This window comes from Aliiglaciecola lipolytica (assembly GCF_018860635.1).
In the GTDB taxonomy this organism is placed as follows: domain Bacteria; phylum Pseudomonadota; class Gammaproteobacteria; order Enterobacterales; family Alteromonadaceae; genus Aliiglaciecola; species Aliiglaciecola lipolytica_A.
This window is the reverse complement of record NZ_JAHKPT010000035.1, coordinates 212,743-229,608: the sequence shown is the minus strand read 5'-3', so window position 1 is coordinate 229,608 and position 16,866 is coordinate 212,743. Positions and strand designations below refer to the sequence as shown.

Annotated in this window: 17 protein-coding genes; 14 read left to right on the top strand and 3 right to left on the bottom strand. The window is 39.6% G+C overall.

The window, feature by feature from the left end; genetic code table 11:
* Positions 1 to 125: 125 nt before the first annotated feature.
* Positions 126 to 413: a DUF6471 domain-containing protein gene (locus KO530_RS18915; protein WP_216050021.1), complete on the bottom strand. Its 288-nt coding sequence runs from the start codon at positions 411 to 413 to the stop codon at positions 126 to 128.
* Positions 414 to 628: 215 nt separating this feature from the next.
* On the opposite strand from KO530_RS18915, the gene KO530_RS18910 reads away from it, so the two are divergent.
* From KO530_RS18910 to KO530_RS18855, 12 genes are all read left to right on the top strand, one after another.
* The gene (locus tag KO530_RS18910; protein ID WP_216050020.1) at positions 629 to 1,018 is read left to right on the top strand and encodes a DUF2170 family protein; all 390 of its coding nucleotides are present in this window, start codon (positions 629 to 631) and stop codon (positions 1,016 to 1,018) included.
* Between the two features lie 25 nt (positions 1,019 to 1,043).
* Positions 1,044 to 1,724 (top strand): PspA/IM30 family protein, encoded by a 681-nt coding sequence (locus KO530_RS18905; RefSeq protein WP_216050019.1) that lies wholly within the window; start codon positions 1,044 to 1,046, stop codon positions 1,722 to 1,724.
* A 16-nt stretch (positions 1,725 to 1,740) separates the two neighbouring features.
* Positions 1,741 to 2,793 (top strand): potassium channel family protein, encoded by a 1,053-nt coding sequence (locus KO530_RS18900; protein ID WP_216050018.1) that lies wholly within the window; start codon positions 1,741 to 1,743, stop codon positions 2,791 to 2,793.
* Between the two features lie 30 nt (positions 2,794 to 2,823).
* A complete protein-coding gene (locus KO530_RS18895) occupies positions 2,824 to 3,471 on the top strand; it encodes a YjfK family protein (protein WP_216050017.1) in 648 nt (215 codons plus the stop codon).
* A gap of 33 nt (positions 3,472 to 3,504) precedes the next feature.
* Positions 3,505 to 3,921, top strand: coding sequence for a DUF350 domain-containing protein (locus KO530_RS18890; protein ID WP_216050016.1), 417 nt, complete (start codon positions 3,505 to 3,507; stop codon positions 3,919 to 3,921).
* An 11-nt stretch (positions 3,922 to 3,932) separates the two neighbouring features.
* Positions 3,933 to 4,544, top strand: coding sequence for a DUF1190 family protein (locus KO530_RS18885; RefSeq protein WP_216050015.1), 612 nt, complete (start codon positions 3,933 to 3,935; stop codon positions 4,542 to 4,544).
* 38 nt (positions 4,545 to 4,582) lie between these two features.
* Positions 4,583 to 5,749, top strand: a complete 1,167-nt coding sequence (locus KO530_RS18880) for a glutathionylspermidine synthase family protein (RefSeq protein WP_216050014.1) — start codon at positions 4,583 to 4,585, stop codon at positions 5,747 to 5,749.
* 5 nt (positions 5,750 to 5,754) lie between these two features.
* Positions 5,755 to 6,312 carry a rhomboid family intramembrane serine protease gene (locus tag KO530_RS18875; protein ID WP_216050013.1) on the top strand — a complete coding sequence of 186 codons (558 nt, stop codon included), beginning with the start codon at positions 5,755 to 5,757 and terminating at the stop codon, positions 6,310 to 6,312.
* Between the two features lie 102 nt (positions 6,313 to 6,414).
* Positions 6,415 to 7,149 carry a VC0807 family protein gene (locus KO530_RS18870; RefSeq protein WP_216050012.1) on the top strand — a complete coding sequence of 245 codons (735 nt, stop codon included), beginning with the start codon at positions 6,415 to 6,417 and terminating at the stop codon, positions 7,147 to 7,149.
* Positions 7,150 to 7,179: 30 nt separating this feature from the next.
* Positions 7,180 to 7,848, top strand: a complete 669-nt coding sequence (locus KO530_RS18865) for an ABC transporter ATP-binding protein (protein WP_216050011.1) — start codon at positions 7,180 to 7,182, stop codon at positions 7,846 to 7,848.
* The gene (locus KO530_RS18860) at positions 7,841 to 10,303 is read left to right on the top strand and encodes an ABC transporter permease (protein WP_216050010.1); all 2,463 of its coding nucleotides are present in this window, start codon (positions 7,841 to 7,843) and stop codon (positions 10,301 to 10,303) included. Before KO530_RS18865 ends, KO530_RS18860 begins: the two co-directional genes overlap by 8 nt.
* Entirely contained in the window at positions 10,288 to 11,382 is a 1,095-nt protein-coding gene (locus tag KO530_RS18855) for a lipocalin-like domain-containing protein (protein WP_216050009.1), read from the top strand. The genes KO530_RS18860 and KO530_RS18855 overlap by 16 nt, the downstream gene beginning before the upstream one ends.
* A gap of 48 nt (positions 11,383 to 11,430) precedes the next feature.
* Here the strand turns inward: KO530_RS18855 and KO530_RS18850 are convergent, their stop codons facing one another.
* Both KO530_RS18850 and KO530_RS18845 read right to left on the bottom strand, forming a co-directional pair.
* A complete protein-coding gene (locus KO530_RS18850; protein ID WP_216050008.1) occupies positions 11,431 to 12,723 on the bottom strand; it encodes an alkaline phosphatase in 1,293 nt (430 codons plus the stop codon).
* Positions 12,724 to 12,897: 174 nt separating this feature from the next.
* Entirely contained in the window at positions 12,898 to 13,848 is a 951-nt protein-coding gene (locus tag KO530_RS18845) for a chemotaxis protein CheV (protein ID WP_216050007.1), read from the bottom strand.
* A gap of 348 nt (positions 13,849 to 14,196) precedes the next feature.
* Here KO530_RS18845 and KO530_RS18840 point away from each other — a divergent pair, with 348 nt between their 5' ends.
* The gene (locus KO530_RS18840) at positions 14,197 to 15,798 is read left to right on the top strand and encodes an isocitrate lyase (RefSeq protein ID WP_216050006.1); all 1,602 of its coding nucleotides are present in this window, start codon (positions 14,197 to 14,199) and stop codon (positions 15,796 to 15,798) included.
* Positions 15,799 to 15,911: 113 nt separating this feature from the next.
* A complete protein-coding gene (locus KO530_RS18835; protein ID WP_216050005.1) occupies positions 15,912 to 16,850 on the top strand; it encodes a LysR family transcriptional regulator in 939 nt (312 codons plus the stop codon).
* Positions 16,851 to 16,866: the final 16 nt, after the last annotated feature.

The following is a 16,866-nucleotide window of genomic DNA, read 5'->3' as shown; positions in this document are numbered from 1 at the left end:
TACCCTGCTTCCCTTGAGTTATAGCCGTCATAGTATAAATTATAATCACCTTAAAGATTTCGATGTTTCTCCCAAACATAGTTTTTTGCTCAGCAGCCCTAGCTGGGCTTTTTTTTGTGTGTTTTTCAAAATTCATCTTCATCCAATGAAATTTGCATATCTGCAAATAACTCAATGATATCTTCTCGCTCAATTCTACGCATTTTTAAAACGTACATTATTTGTAAAAGTAAATCAGCACCCAAAATTCCTTTGTTCACTTTATTGCGCAAATTATCAGCACTTTGCGTAATACCAATAGTATTTAATCTGTCACTGAGATCTTGGTATTTGACTCCGCGCTTAGACATTTCAGCCTTAATGATACGTTGCACTACTTGTCGCCAGTTTGCGTTATGTTGTTTTCCTGTCACGTTCCACCCAATCAAATAAACCAATTTGTGAATTATAATTTACAAAAATAAATTATACCAACCAAATAAGTAAAATAAAGTTTGACTTTAAAAATCATTTATCAGTACAATCCGACCCGTTGCGAAAAAACTTACAATTCATTTTGAACTGATCATGTTTTTTCGTTTACAAAGGTAACATACTATAGTCATTACACTGACAGGAGAGTAGGCATATGACTTGGGACCTTGATCAACTTGAGACCCTTTTATCAAAAAACGACAACATTGTTGTCACCCGGGAAGACAATTGTTTATTGATCGGAAATGGTGATGGTTTAGACGCATGGTTGGCGCTCAGTGGAGAGCAGATCATTATCGAATCCATTCTATTTTCAAGTTCAGAAGTCAAAGATAAAGCAGCTTTGAACGAAGAAATATTAAAAACACATATGTTGTTTCCATTAACAACGATTGGAATATCCCAAGTTGCTGAGCAAGACTATTACACTGCATTTGGTGCATTAAGTTCACAATCTAAAGCAGAGAGCATTCAAATTGAATTAGATGCCTTATTCCACAATGTGGCTGCATTTTTAGACGCTTATCAAGAACATTTGCACTAAACATTTAGGTATTTTGGAGAAGATTATGTCGGTTTGGAGAAAGTTAATTACAGCTGTTAAAGGTGGCGCAACTGAAGCTGCTCAATCCGTTGTAGACAGTCAGGCCATTCGAATTCTTGAACAAGAAATTCGTGATGCAAAAGAAGAATTGCGTAAATCAGATCATGCTCGCACGCAAATTCTAGCAAAATGTAAATTGGCAAAACAAAAGGTTGATAGCCTGAAAGTATCAATCGGACAATATGAAGAGCATGCCCGCAAAGCGGTAGAATCGGATCGTCAACTGGCGTTAGATTGTGCTCAAAAAGTAGCGGATTTAACTGCAGAGATGGAAACAGAGCAAGAGTTTCTTGATCAATTTACGCAATCAGAAAAACAACTTGCCACAAACATTAATCAGGCCAAAGACAACCTGAAGCGTTTAGAACAACAAGTTGACATGGTTAAGGCTACTGAGTCAGTTCAAAAAGCACAAGTTGCGGTTTCCTCCAGACACATGGGTGCAAACAGTAAAATGAAAACCGCTACTGAATCGTTAAGTCGTATACAAGATAAGCAGAAGTTACGTAGTGCTGAACTAGAAGCGGCTGAAGAGCTTGCCTCAAGTGATTCGACTACGGACTTAGAAAAACGCTTAGCGGAAGCTGGAATTCAGGGCGGGAAAAGCTCTGCCGATGACGAACTTAAACGCATTTTAGGCCAATAAATTGGTCAGTTTCTAAATGTTATTAGTACTTAAAGTTCGCAAAGTACTCACTCGAGTTTTTTCGGAGATGCGCTGGTACACTATTGTACTGGCGCTTTTGTTTTATGCACTAAGCACATGGATTTTACTTTATGTGTCTGGTGAAGATGCCCTTCTCAACGTTAATGATTTCATATATTGGTTAGTTGTGACCGGTTCGACTGTTGGTTACGGCGACATGTCGCCCGTTACGAGCGCTGGTAAATATATTGTTTCCTTTTATGTTATCCCCTTAGGTTTGAGTATTTTCGCCTTAGTCTTAGGCCGAGTCGCAGCTTGGGTTTCTATGCAATGGCAAAGAGGAGTGAAAGGTTTGAAACCATTAGATCTTGAAAACCATGTTCTGGTAATTGGCTGGAACGGTCATCGCACGATTCAACTACTTAATTTGTTGCTAAAAGAACGTGCAGAAACAGAAAATAAGCCAGAAATAGTTTTATGTGTCAAAGCGGACATAGACAATCCGATGCCAGACAAAATCGAATTTATTAAAGTTATCTCATTCAATAATGATAAAGAAATGGATCGGGCCTGTGTAGACAAGGCGGCGGTCATTGTCATGGATAACGAAGAAGATGATGTCACTATGACAACGTCTTTGTATTGTAGTAAACGAAATGAAAATGCCCATTTATTGGCTTACTTTAAAGATGAAAGCTTAGTCGACTTATTGCAAACCCACTGCCCTAATGTTGAATGTACTCCTAGCGTAGCGGTTGAAATGTTGGCTAAGTCAGCATTCGATCCTGGCTCAAGCTTATTGCAACACGACTTGTTGACAGTACAAGAAGGACAGGCACAGTTTTCGATGGAAGTGCCAGACTCAGTTCAGAACCTGTCTGTTGAAAAATTATTTGTCGTCCTTAAACAAAAATACAACGCTACCTTTATTGGTTTCGTTGAGCCAAGTATTCCCGCCAAAGTTACGTTAAACCCAGACTTCAATGTGGCAATCTTGCCAAAATACAAATTATTTTATATTGCTGAACAACGTATCAGAGCCCTTGATTGGCAATTGTTTACTGAATAAAAACAGCAGTTTAGATTCTACGGAGAAATCATGTTTTCAAAATGGTTTACTAAAAAGAGTGATAATTCTGACATAAAAGCGCCCGAAATTATGGGCTTATATTTAGGTGGCTCTTTTGAACTTGACGACTTAAAACTCAAACTTATCGAACCTGAATTAGTCATTGAAGGTGCGGCTAGACAGCATTTAATTCAGGCTGTCGGCGAAGCTCACTTAGATACCGGTGGCAAGATATTACGATATTACACTGACGATGACGCTTTTTTACAGGTTGTTTTAGACGGTGGTGACACAGAAAATCACATTACCGATGTGAAGTTATGGTACTTTTATGAAACACAAACCGTTGGTACTGATAACCAATGGAGAGATTTGATTGAACGTCAGATTTCTCAGCCCCATTACCAAATCGAAAACAACACTTATAGTCGAGTATGGAACGCCGTAGGAGATGAGTCTCCCCCCGTGGCAATGACTGAAAAAACCTTCGAGCTTGATGGTGATACAAGTCAAACGGATCAATTTGTGATGTTATACGAACGGCAAATCGGCAACGAAAGCTACGAAACTTTGTTGGTTTGTGCAGAAGAAAAAATTGTAGATAATAACCATGATCGCTGCCTAGTTATCAGCACTGGGTTCGATGTCTTGCCTGCCGATATAAAAATAAACGGTTAGCAAATCTAAATTTATATAGAAAAGGAAAAATCGATGGACATTTTATTGGAATCAATAGCCGGATTGGGTAACTTTACAATTTATTTCGTGGTCTCAATAGTGCTTCTATTTCTATTTAAAATTGTGTACGCATGGGTAACCCCCCACGATGAATGGAAACTGGTAAAGGAAGAAAAAAACACCGCTGCCGCTATCGGTTTTGGTGGCGCTATAGTCGGCTTTAGTATTGCCCTTTCTGGCGCTGTTACCAACTCGGCATCGCAATTTGATTTCGCTATTTGGGGTGTCATCGCTCTAGTGGCACAAGTTTTAGCTTTTCTTTTGTTGCGTTTCACTTTTATGCCCGCAATTGCTGAACGAATTGATAATCAAGAAGTGTCTGCTGGAGTAATGTTAGCCTCAATGTCAATTGGTGTTGGTTTACTCAATGCGGCTTGTATGACCTATTAGGAGACACGAGCATGACACGTAAACGCAGTGAACATATTAATTTGAGCAGAATGCGTAAGCATTTTTCAGTCAAGCCTTTGGCGATTGGCGTAGCCTCTGTTTTTTTAGCCGCTTGTACGGATAGCCGTCAAGAAGCAACAATATACAAAGATGCCCAAGATTGTGCGAATGATAACCCTGAACAAGCGCAAATTTGTCAAACAGCCTATCAAGAAGCGCTGGCGGAAGCTGAGCGCACAGGCCCTAAATATAACACCGAACAAGATTGCGAAGGCGAATTTGGCCCGAATCAATGTCAACGGATAGAACGCAGTTCGGGGTCCTTTTTTATGCCGTTTATGGCAGGTTATATGTTGAGTAACCTGCTCTCACCTAATCGTTATCAATATCAACCTATGTTTACCTCCTATTCACCTTACTCTTCATATCGTTATCGATGGATTGGTGCCGGTGGATACGATTATGGCGACTTGCGTAAACGTAACTACAAAGTCAGACCCGACGCATTTAAGCCTAAACCGGCCGTCACGCGAACAATAAAACGAGGTGGATTTGGTAGTTCTGTGCGGGCTAAATCAAATTGGGGCAGTAAGAGCAGCTCCAAAGGTGGTTGGGGCGGTTAATTCCCCTTTCATTCATTAATCACAGCAATAGAGTCCTGATGTTCAGAATACCAAGTGAGCCCCGCAAAAACTGGCAACAAAAAGCCAAGGAATTTGGCTTTTCGTTCCACAGTATGTACGGCGAACCCTACTGGGATGAGTCAGCTTATTATCAGTTCAATTTGCAGCAAATAGAAAAAGACTTGGAAGACCCCACAGTCGAAATTCATCAAATGTGCTTACAAGTTGTAGACAAAGTGGTGAATAGTGACGCTTTATTGTCAGCTTTTAAAATCCCAGAAGCATTTTGGCAAGGGCTTAAAGATTCTTGGCGCAATCATGATCCCTCTTTATATTCACGACTGGATTTTGCATATGATGGCAGTGGCCCTGCCAAGCTTTATGAAAATAATGCAGACACACCTACCAGCTTATATGAATCAGGATTCTGGCAATGGTTGTGGTTACAAGATTTGGTGGATGGTAATCGCATATCTCGCCATGCTGATCAATTTAATTCTTTGCAGGAAAAGTTAATCTGGCGATTAAATGAAATTGCTAAACATTATCAAACCGAGCATATCCACTTTGCCTGCTGTCAGGACACAATAGAAGACAGAGGCACCGTTCAATATTTGCAAGACTGTGCCGCAGAATCTGGACTCAAAGCGCCTTTTGTATTTATCGAAGACATTGGATTGGGTGAGTCGGGCCGTTTCACAGATTTAAAGAATAATGAAATAGATACCTTGTTTAAACTGTATCCTTGGGAATTTATGCAGCGCGAGGAGTTTGGTGACTTTGTGGAAAGCTCCCAAACTAATTGGATCGAACCTTTATGGAAAAGTATTCTGTCGAACAAAGCGCTAATGCCTATGTTATGGAAGATGTTTAAAGGTCACCCAAATTTGCTGCCTTCTTATTTCGAAGATGAATTACATCTATGTGATCACCAGCGAATTGTAAAAAAACCCATTTTTTCTCGTGAAGGTGCAAACGTCAGTGTGATTGAAAAAGGACAACAGATTATTCATGCCGACGGCCCTTATGGCGAGGAAGGATTTATTTACCAAGCATTCCATCCACTGCCTAAATTTGACAACAACTTCACATTGATTGGCTCCTGGTTAGTTAATGATAAAGCCGCTGGAATTTCTGTTCGAGAAGATACTTCGGTTATTACCCAAGATATGTCCCGTTATCTACCACATATTATTTTAGGATAAGTCGAATGGGCTCAAAAACAACGGCTTTAGCATCCCAGTTGAAATTTGTTTTGTACTTGATGCTATTTTTTGCCGCGATAGAAGGCATCAATATCCTATTTGGCCGCAGTCTAAATATTTATGGGATATACCCACGTGAACTGATTGGCTTACGGGGAATTATTTTTAGTCCATTTTTACATGGCAATTTGAGCCATTTTGCATCCAATATTATCACTTTAGGCATATTTAGTTTGCTCGTCATGCAGTACGGTAAAAAAACCTATATAACTGTCAGCATCTATTTAATGTTAAGTATTGGTGTGTTGGTGTGGTTGTTCGCTCGCCCTGCTATGCACATTGGGGCTAGTGGGATAATTTACGGTTATTTTGGATTTTTAGTTTTAGGGGGGCTAATATCAGGTCGCATAAAACTCATTATAATTTCACTAATAGTAGGCTTTTTCTATGGAGGCCTAATATTTGGTGTAATTCCCTCAAATGCTTTTGTGTCATGGGAATCTCACTTATTCGGATTTATCGCGGGGTTATGCGCGGCTAAATTATGGGCAAAAAAACGCTAATCACAATAAAAGGTCGCTTTACGTTTAATGCCTATGAAAACCATAGTGGATTGATTGCGAGTTCGATATACTGACAACAGTTAAATTTATTTTAAAGATTTTATGAATAAGCCAGCAGCAAACGAGTCAACTCAAAATACGAAAAAGAACCCGCCACAAAATAACGGGTTTTTAGGTAATCTTGCGTTCAATATTGTTATTCCAGTATTGATTTTGTCGTATCTCAGTGGTGAAGAATATTTGGGACCCGCATTAAGTGTGGTTTGCGCTTTGGCATTTCCTATTGGATACGGTATATGGGACTTAAAAAAATCTGGAAAAGTAAACGGTTTTTCCATTCTTGGCATTATCAGTGTCATACTTACCGGTGGTATCACCTTGTTGAAACTTCCCGCCGAATACATTGCGATTAAAGAAGCGGCTATCCCGGGCATTTTAGGTATTGCGGTTTTAATTTCCCAATATACCAACCGGTCGTTAGTTAAAATTCTTATCCTTAATGAAAATGTGATCAATTGGAATGCATTAGACGAGGCATTGGAGAAAAAACAAAATACCGCATTATTTAATCGAAAAATAACCATCAGTTCTTATATCGTCGCCGCTTCGTTTTTTGTTTCATCCTTTCTCAATTACATATTGGCGAAAATCATCTTAGTCAGCGAGCCTGGCACAACCGCATATACTGAAGAGTTAGGGCGCATGACTGCGCTAAGTTATCCGGTGATCATGGTGCCAAGTTTAATTATGCTTTTTTCCGCTTTGGCCTATTTAATTGTACAAATGAAAAAGTTAACCGGTGAAGATTACTTGTCTTTCATTCAAGAAGAAGGTTAATTGATTAAACGTTAAAAATTTGGTGGTGCAATGATTAAGATTGAAGCGCTATCTAAGTCTTACCAAGACGGAAAGCAATTAACGACTGTTTTAGACAATCTAAATTTAACTATTGCTCCTAAGCAACAAATTGCAATTACTGGCGAGTCTGGTTCTGGTAAGTCAACACTGCTGCATTTGTTGGCTTGTTTAGACAAACCAGATACAGGCTCGATTATAGTTAACCAGCAAAATATCTGTTTATTCTCCTCTAAGGCTAGTGATGCCTATCGACAAAAATCTATCGGCATTGTTTTCCAAAAATTCAACCTCATTGAATGTTTATCGGTTTGGGAAAATGTGTGTTTTCCTGCTCGTTTAAACCAAAATTTAGATGAAAAATATCTGCTTAGTCTGCTGGAGGAGTTAGGCATTGCGAAGCAACGCCATAAAATGCCCATGGATTTGTCTGGAGGTGAGCAGCAACGAGTAGCCATCGCCAGAGCTTTGTCTCATAAACCACAACTAATATTAGCCGATGAACCCACTGGTAATCTTGACGACAAAAATAGCGACAAAGTAGCTAATTTACTGTTATCACTGTGTTCTTTGCACAACGCTATGCTGGTTATGGTTACTCACAGCCATAAACTAGCCAAGCAAGCCCACCTCCACTATCACTTGAGCGACAAAAAGCTAACCCTTCAAGCTAATGATTAAATTAATTCATGCTGTATTGTGGGTGATCCTAAAAAGCTATCGATTGCAAAGATATCGAATTTTTATTGTATTGTTAGCAATCATTATCGGATGTGCTGGCTTCTCTTCTGTTCTAGTCATAAATGAGACCGCCAAACGCAGTTACAACGATGCAAACCTGCCGTTGTTTGCAGACGTACACTACGCAATTTATGCCAAGCAAGGAGCGTCAATTTCCAAGGCAGATTATGCCAATTTACGGAAAAGTGGAAACCGAAATATAGTTGCGCTATCGAGCATGGAAGTTGAGGCGATAGATAACAGCACCCTAGTTTTTATTGGAATCGATTATTATGCGCTAATGAGCTTAAACAACGGGCATTTGAATTCCAATTCGTCCGAGGATTCCATTGGGCGGTTTTCTCCAAATATAAAATTCATGCTTCACCCCGACTATGCTAAGCAATTAATTGCCAAAAAAGTACTCTCCTCAGATAATTATTTAACACTCAATTATCAGCTATCAATAGGCCCTATTAGCCAGATAAAAACTGCGGGGTTAAATAATCAAATTGTCAGCGACATTGAAACCTTATTTAACCAATTCGATAACAAGACGATTTCTTATCTGTTGGTTGTGGGAAATTATGACGACAAACGGCCTCCGTCAATTAAGCTGCCAACAAATCTAAAATTAGTCAAATTAAAGACTGCAGAAGACGCTAGCCAACTGACTGCCAGCTTTCACCTTAACCTGTTCGCGATGGGACTACTCATGTTCGTGGTGTGCATGTTTGTAGTGTTAAATGCGTTAAATTTATTAATGATTAAACGCGTACCCATGTTCAAGATTTTAAGACAACAGGGGGTGCCAGTATCAGCCGTGTTTATCGCTAGCATCATTGAAATGTTGGGTTTAGCCGTGATTTGCAGTGCTATAGGCGTAATCTTAGGCATCGAAATATCGCAATGGTTATCGCCTGCGGTAAACCAAACTCTTGAGAGCTTGTATGATGTAAAAGTAGGTTTTCAGACATTTTCTTGGTTCACTTTATATTTGCAAGTTTTGCTAGCCAGCATTATTGGTTTAAGCCTCGCCGCAGCCTTGCCCTTGCGTTTGGTTAATCATCAAATAGGCTCAATAAGTGCTTCAACTCCACGAACAAATAATGAGAACAAATGGTTAGCATTTTCACTCATATCAATTTTAATCAGCATATTGGTTTATTTTAGCGACGCAGACATATTTGGTTCGTTTGTGATTATTGCTTTGTTGATAATCAGTGGCTGTTTCATGGTTTTGTTTATATTACCCAAGTTACTTTCCGTGGTTATTCGCCTAATTCCTCATAAAATGCCGACTTTACGTTGGAGTTTGGCGGACGCAAAACGCGTTTCAAACAAAAGTAGCATTGCTTTTTGTGCCTTTTTTATCGCTGTAGCGGCAAATGTTGGTATGAATTTAATGGTCAACAGTTTTCGAGTTGCAACGGATTCATGGATAACCCAACGTCTCAATGCCGATGGCTACATTTATACTAAGAATACAGACCAAGTTATCTCCTTAATTAAACAAAACTACCCTACTGTTAACCCCGTTATTCGGCAGCAAGAAACGGCAAGCTATCAAGGGAGTCCAATTCAAATTCGCTCCTATCCAAGTAATGTTGAGCACCAAAAAGCGTTGTTATTTGAACGTTCTTTATCTGCACCTTGGAACACCTTTATCGATGGTAACGGCATTTTTATTAATCAACAGTTTGCCCTTTCAAAGCAACTTAAATTAGGGCAAAAAATAGAGATATCTCGGCGTGATAATTCTAAGTTATCGATGCAAGTTGTTGCTATCTACTATGATTATGGTAATCCCAAACCACAGGCATTCATCTCTGAGGATTTAATAAAAGATCAATTAATCGGCCGACACGTGATCGCCTTATTCAATCAAGCACCTGATCAATCTTGGTTGGCTGAACTGAAAAAGCGAATAGCAATGCAAATTCCAGAAGCACAAATCATGGAAACACAGGAAGTGCTGAAAACATCAATGCAAACATTCGATAGCACATTTGTGGTGACCCAAAGCCTCAATATCATCACCCTATTGGTCGCTGCTTTTTCATTAGCATCTTCCCTTAGCGTGATAGATTTTGACAATAAACCTCAGCGCGCTTTAATCCGCTCATTAGGCATCCCAGCCCTTCGAATTTTAATCCTCACGCTGTTTCAATACACTGTGTTGTGTTTGTTCATTTGTGCTCTGGCGATACCATTTGGCATTTTACTTAGCTGGCTACTGATCCACCTTATCAATGTACAAGCTTTTCACTGGTCTTATCCTTTGATTATTGAATTAAAAACGATTGTACAGCTAGTTTGTTCCAGTTTGGCTGTCGTGCTATTCGTTGTTGTTTTACCTGCAGCTAAGGCAATATTGAAGCCACCTATTGAGGATATAAAATGGCTAAATGGATAAGACTGCAGAACGTAATACTATTAACAAGCCTAGTATTAACTGCCTGCTCGGAAGCTGATAAACCTTCTTCTGGCATGTATGGAGGCTTACTAAACCAAGAAAACTTTTCCAGCGCAAAAGCCCATACAGAATTAACAATTAAATTTCCGCAAGATCATTTAAGCCATCCAGAATTTGCCATTGAATGGTGGTACTTAACCGCTAACCTGTTTGACCAGCAAGGAAATCAATATCCGCTGCAGTGGACGCTATTCCGTTTTTCAGGGGGGGTTACCGATTCTAACTGGAGCGATGGGCAACTATATATGAGCCATGGTAAATTAAGCTCCAAAACCGATGATTGGTTTGAAGAGGTGTTCGCCCGAGGAGGCGTTGGTAATGCAGATGTTTCGTTAGCAGCGAATTCTAACGCTTTTACGGCGTATTTAGATGACTGGCAATGGCGTTCAGAATCAGCAGATTTATTTCCAGCCACATTGAATTTTAACCTCAATGAAGACGTTAATATAAGACTCACAATGAAAGCAAGTGGTCCGTACGTTTTGCACGGTGAAAATGGTTACAGTATTAAGCTTAGTAACCATCAGCACGCCTCAATGTATTATAGTCAGCCATTTATTGATATTACTGGAGTGATCGAGTTACCCACCGCAAAAATTGAAGTTTCTGGGCAAGGTTGGTTCGATCACGAATGGAGTGCAGGCCTGTCAGATCAGGCAACCGAAGGCTGGGACTGGTTTTCATTGCATCTACAAGATGGTCGTAAACTTATGTTGTATCAGGTTCGTCATGGGCAATTGAGGAATTCCTGGTTCGGCAGTTTAATAAGTTCAAATGGAGATAAAACTCACCTAACTGAACAAGATATTGCCGCTTCAATTAATGGCTACTCAGAAATTGATGGTGTGAAAGTACCACTCAATTGGTCGATATCCTTACCCCAACACCAAATTGATATTCGCGTTTCAGCATTTAAAAAGGACCAATATAATCGTGGCATGTTTCCCTATTATGAGGGAGCAGTGTCAATTGAGGGCAGTCATAAGGGGTTAGGGTTTATGGAGTTAACAGGGTATTAGCAGCCAAATCAGGAAAGAGACTTGACTGCTAACTTTGCCAATTGATGACTATTCAGATTGCATTAATTCAAAAATAACTTTTGGAATATCAGTATTGTCCATATGACCATGGAAGTGTTCTTTTCCTGCGCCCATAGCAAAAATTTGAACATCCACGGCAGTATGACCCGAGCTAGTCCAACCTGAGTTTGAACGAATATCCATCAATTTTTTAAGCTGAACATAAAGTGCTTTACTGTTTTTCAAATCCGCTTTTTGCAAAAGTGACTTTTCAGTTTCATTCAGTTCAAAACCCAACCCTGCTTCTGCGGTGTCTAACGGTGTTTCACTATTTGCCATTGATTTTGCCAAAGAGCTTAGAGACTGTGTCAGATTTTTTAACGGATCAGGATTCCATTGATAGTTGCCATTAGCTGCAATTGTAAAACCACCAGTACTATGATCGGCAGTCACCACCACCAAGGTATCTGGATTCTCTTGAACATATTGTTCTAACCATTCCAGAGTTAACGCCAAGTCATGCATCTCTGCCATCGCAGATGCAATATCATTTGAGTGTCCAGCCCAATCAACCTGACTACCTTCTACTAATAAAAAGTAACCTTTATCGTTAGTTAACTGTTTAACCGCTGTTTTCACCAATGCAGGTAGACGCTGTTTTCCCGGCATATCCAGGGCCCAAGGCATGCCTTCATCGCCAAATAGTCCAATAACAGGTCCAGCTTTAAGGGAAGTTAGTTGCGCTAAATCATCAATATATTGATAACCCGCCGATTGAAACTGCTCAACTATATTACGATCATCACGAATAAAGTATTTCCAACCACCACCTAACATTACATCTAGTGCAAATTGACCATTCACTTTGTCGTCAAAATAACTGTCTGCTATTGCATCGTAGTTGCGGCGACTTTCATTGTGCGCTGCAAAAGAGGCTGGGGTTGCATGATTAATTTGTGATGTCACAGCGACACCTGTTTTTAAGCCATTCATACGAGCTTGTTCAAGTACCGTTTTAACCGATTTTTTGTTCTCATCCACAGCGATGGCGCCGTTATATGATTTCACTCCAGCAGACAAAGCGGTAGCACCTGCAGCGGAGTCGGTTACATAACCACTTACTCTAGCCGGGTAAGTGCTGGCCATCCCAACTAAATGTCGGTCAAAGACCGTTGGTTCAATGACTGGCGAAGACTTTTTGTCTGCAAAATAACGATATGCTGTGGTATACGCTGGCCCCATGCCGTCGCCAACTACCATTATAATGTTTTTAGGTTTTTCTTGACTAGCTTGCGCTACAGAAACAAACAGCAATAATGTAAAAACCGAAAGCCGCTTCATTCTATCTCCAAAGGTTAGTAAAAATAATTTCAGGGGAAATGATACGTGAAATTTTATCTGGATAAACCGATTTCTTGTATTTTCACTAAACTTAACAACAATGTGATCTACAAGGGTAAAAAATCATAACAAAAAATCAAAAAAGTAAATTGCAGAGCCATTGAAGATAAATATCTATTTGGACTCTTGAAGTTTTTCTCGCATCCGTTGTTGAACCACATCTACGAGTAAATCCGGCTGAAACTTTGAAATAAAACGGTTACATCCCACTTTTTTAACCATCGCCTCATTAAAGCTGCCACTGAGTGAGGTATTTAGGGCAATAAATAAATCACTCATTCGCTCGTCTTGTCTCACTTCTGCGGTCAAGCGATAGCCATCCATTTCGGGCATTTCAGCATCAGTAAACATCATTAGAATTTGGTCTGTTACCTGTTTACCACTGTTTGCCCACTCTCGCAGCAGGTTCAACGCCCTCAAACCATCACTGCGCTCTATAATATTAATACCCAGCTGTTTTAACGTATCGCGAATTTGAAGACGGGCGGTAGAAGAGTCATCAACAACTAAAACTGTTTGCCCGTTTAAATGTTTCAGCACATCTTCATCTAATATTTCTTCAGAAATGTAAGTGTCATATTCGATGATTTCAGCAAGTACTTTTTCAACATCAATAATTTCGACAAGTTCTTTATTGCCATTTATTTCAATTTGCGTAATTGCTGTTAAATAATTATTTTTTCCAACTGTAGTTGGTGGGGCTTGAATATTACCCCACGACGTATTAACAATATTAATTACATCTCCAATCAGAAAACCTTGCACAGTTCGGTTGTATTCAGTAATGATTACATTTTGGTTAACAATATCTGTTGAATCTGGCAACTTTATTGATTTGCGTAGATCAATAATGGGAATAGACTTTCCCCGATAATTAGTCACCCCTTTTAAATTCCCGTGGCTACCAGGCATTTGATGCATCATGGGGACAGTAATCACTTCCTTTACTTTAAATACATTAATTGCAAATGTGTGCCTTGAACCTAATTTGAACATGAGCAATTCCAGTCGGTTTTCACCAACTAATTGAGTGCGCTGATCAACGGACGCTAAAATTCTGCTCATAAAATCTTAAAACTACTAAGTGATAAACGAAAGAATAACGCGAAACCAGTACATAAGGGAGTAAATAAACCACTAGCGGCAATTTAAAAGTCACTTTTTTGAGCTTATCAACGATGAGGTGAATTTACTTTACCCTTTGAATTCTAAGGAAATACAAACCAACATTCACAATATCTATTTCGAAAATCATTATTATACGTTTTTTTTATTATCCATGTGAGGCTAGGATAATTGCATCGACACAAAACAATAATCAGGTGAATCGATACCAGTCGTCTAGATGTGTTCAGAATAATTATGCACTAGGCCTCAGTTCCCTACACATGTAATAGAAATAAGGAAAATATGATGTCTCAATATCAAAATGACCTAAACGCTGTAAGTCAGTTATGCCAAGAAAATGGTTCTGGTTGGAATGCGATTAACCCTGAATTTGCTGCAAGAATGAAAGCTCAAAACCGTTTTCAAACCGGACTTGATATCGCGAAATACACAGCGGCTATTATGCGCAAAGATATGGAAGAGTATGATGCAGACTCTAGTCAATATACTCAATCTTTAGGTTGCTGGCATGGTTTTATTGGACAACAAAAAATGTTGGCAGTGAAAAAGCACCAAGGCACAACAAATAAAAAATATTTGTACCTATCAGGGTGGATGGTTGCAGCACTTCGTTCAGAATTTGGTCCTCTACCTGACCAATCTATGCATGAAAAAACCACTGTGTCTTCACTTATAGAAGAGCTATATACTTTCCTACGTCAAGCAGATGCAAAAGAATTAGGTGAGCTATTTCACGAGCTTGATTCAGCAAGAGCTGCAGGCAAAGATACTAGCGAAATTCAGTCAAAAATTGACAATTACGAAACGCATGTGGTGCCAATTATTGCAGATATCGATGCAGGCTTTGGTAATGAAGAAGCAACCTACTTGTTAGCTAAGAAAATGATCGAAGCCGGCGCATGCTGTATTCAAATCGAAAACCAAGTATCTGATGCTAAACAGTGTGGTCACCAAGATGGCAAGGTTACTGTTCCTCATGAAGATTTCTTAGCTAAAATTAATGCCGTTCGTTACGCCTTTCTTGAGCTAGGTGTAGATGACGGTGTAATCGTAGCAAGAACTGACTCTCTAGGCGCAGGCTTGACGCAAAAAATACCTGTATCTACATCTGAAGGCGATTTAGCGTCTCAGTACAATGCATTTTTAGACACCACAGAAGTTAAATCTGTAGATGACTTACAAGAAGGCGATCTTGCCCTTCGTCAAAATGGTAAATTGGTTAAACCTGTTCGTTTACCTAACGGTTTATTTAAATTCAAAGACAATACTGGTGTTGATCGTGTAGTGCTTGACTGCATAACTTCATTGCAAAACGGTGCAGATCTTTTGTGGATTGAAACTGAGAAACCTCATGTTGGTCAAATCGGTGCAATGGTTAACGAAATTCGCAAAGCGGTACCAAATGCTAAATTAGTTTATAACAATTCACCTTCATTTAACTGGACCTTAAACTTCCGTCAGCAAGTATTCGACGCTTGGGTTGAAGCAGGTAAAGACGTTAGCGAATATAACCGTGAAGAACTTATGCAAGTTAAATACGACGATAGTCAATTAGCCATAGAAGCTGATGAAAAAGTGCGCACCTTCCAAGCAGATGCTGCTCGTGAAGCTGGCATTTTCCATCACCTAATCACGTTACCTACTTATCACACTGCTGCATTATCAACTGATAATCTAGCCAAAGGTTACTTCGGTGACGAAGGTATGCTTGCTTATGTTAAAGGTGTTCAACGCCAAGAACTACGTCAAGGCTTAGCTTGTGTTAAGCACCAAGCGATGGCAGGTTCTAACATGGGTGACGATCACAAAGAATATTTCAGTGGTGAGCAAGCCCTTAAAGCTGCAGGTGAAGACAACACTATGAATCAATTCGACGTTGCTTTATAAAGCTAACTTTTAACACGCTAAAAAAGCAAGACGTAATGTCTTGCTTTTTTTTTGTGGTATCCCTTATACAGCTGGTATAATCACTGATAAATCAGTTTAGAAGTGAAGTTAATTTGAATATTGCTAAAGTTGATCTAAATTTATTGGTATATCTGGATGTGTTGCTTCGCGAAGGAAGCGTAACCAAAGCTGCAAATCAACTCAGCATAACCCAACCAGCAATGAGCAATGGTTTAAAGCGTCTACGTGATTTGTTTAATGATCCCTTGTTAGTGCGCACCAGTGACGGTATGACGCCAACTAAACGGGCATTGGAACTTCAACCTGTTGTGCGTGATGTTTTAGCCAAGTTGGAAACAACTATTCAGCCTGAAACAGAATTTATACCTGCCAGTAGCCAAAGAACATTCCGCATAATGGCCAGTGATTATGCAGAGTCAACCTTGTTAATTGAAGTCATTAGACAATTAGGAAAGATCGCACCTAATATCACCTTGGACGTTATTACACCAAGTGATGTGACTTTCCATGATGTTGAACATGGCAAAGTCGACATGGCGATTAACCGCTTTGATGAACTCCCCCTCTCCTTCCATCAAAAAGTCATTTGGTATGATGCTTTTTCTTGCGTATTAAAAAGTAGTAATCCGATTGTTTCCCATTTTGATTTAAGCAGTTATTTGTCTGCGCAGCACATTTGGGTAAGTAAAACAGGCTTTGGGGTAGGTGTTGGTGTTGATCCTAACGAAGTGCAAAAGTTAGGTTGGGTAGATGCAGAGTTAACTAAATTAGGTAAAAAGCGAGATATCAGAGTGTTTACCCGACATTATCATGTTGCCTTACAGTTAGCTAAAGCTCAAAATCTAATTGCTACACTACCTAGCAAAGCTGCAAACTTGTATCGCAACGATCCTGACGTGGTCATTTTAGAACCGCCATTTGATATTCCCCCCATTGGCCTAAAAATGGCTTGGAGCGCGCTGCTCCACCATGATGCTGGGCATATTTGGTTCCGTCGTCTTATTAGTGAAGTAGCCAATCAACTTAGTTAATTGGCACTCCTAGCTT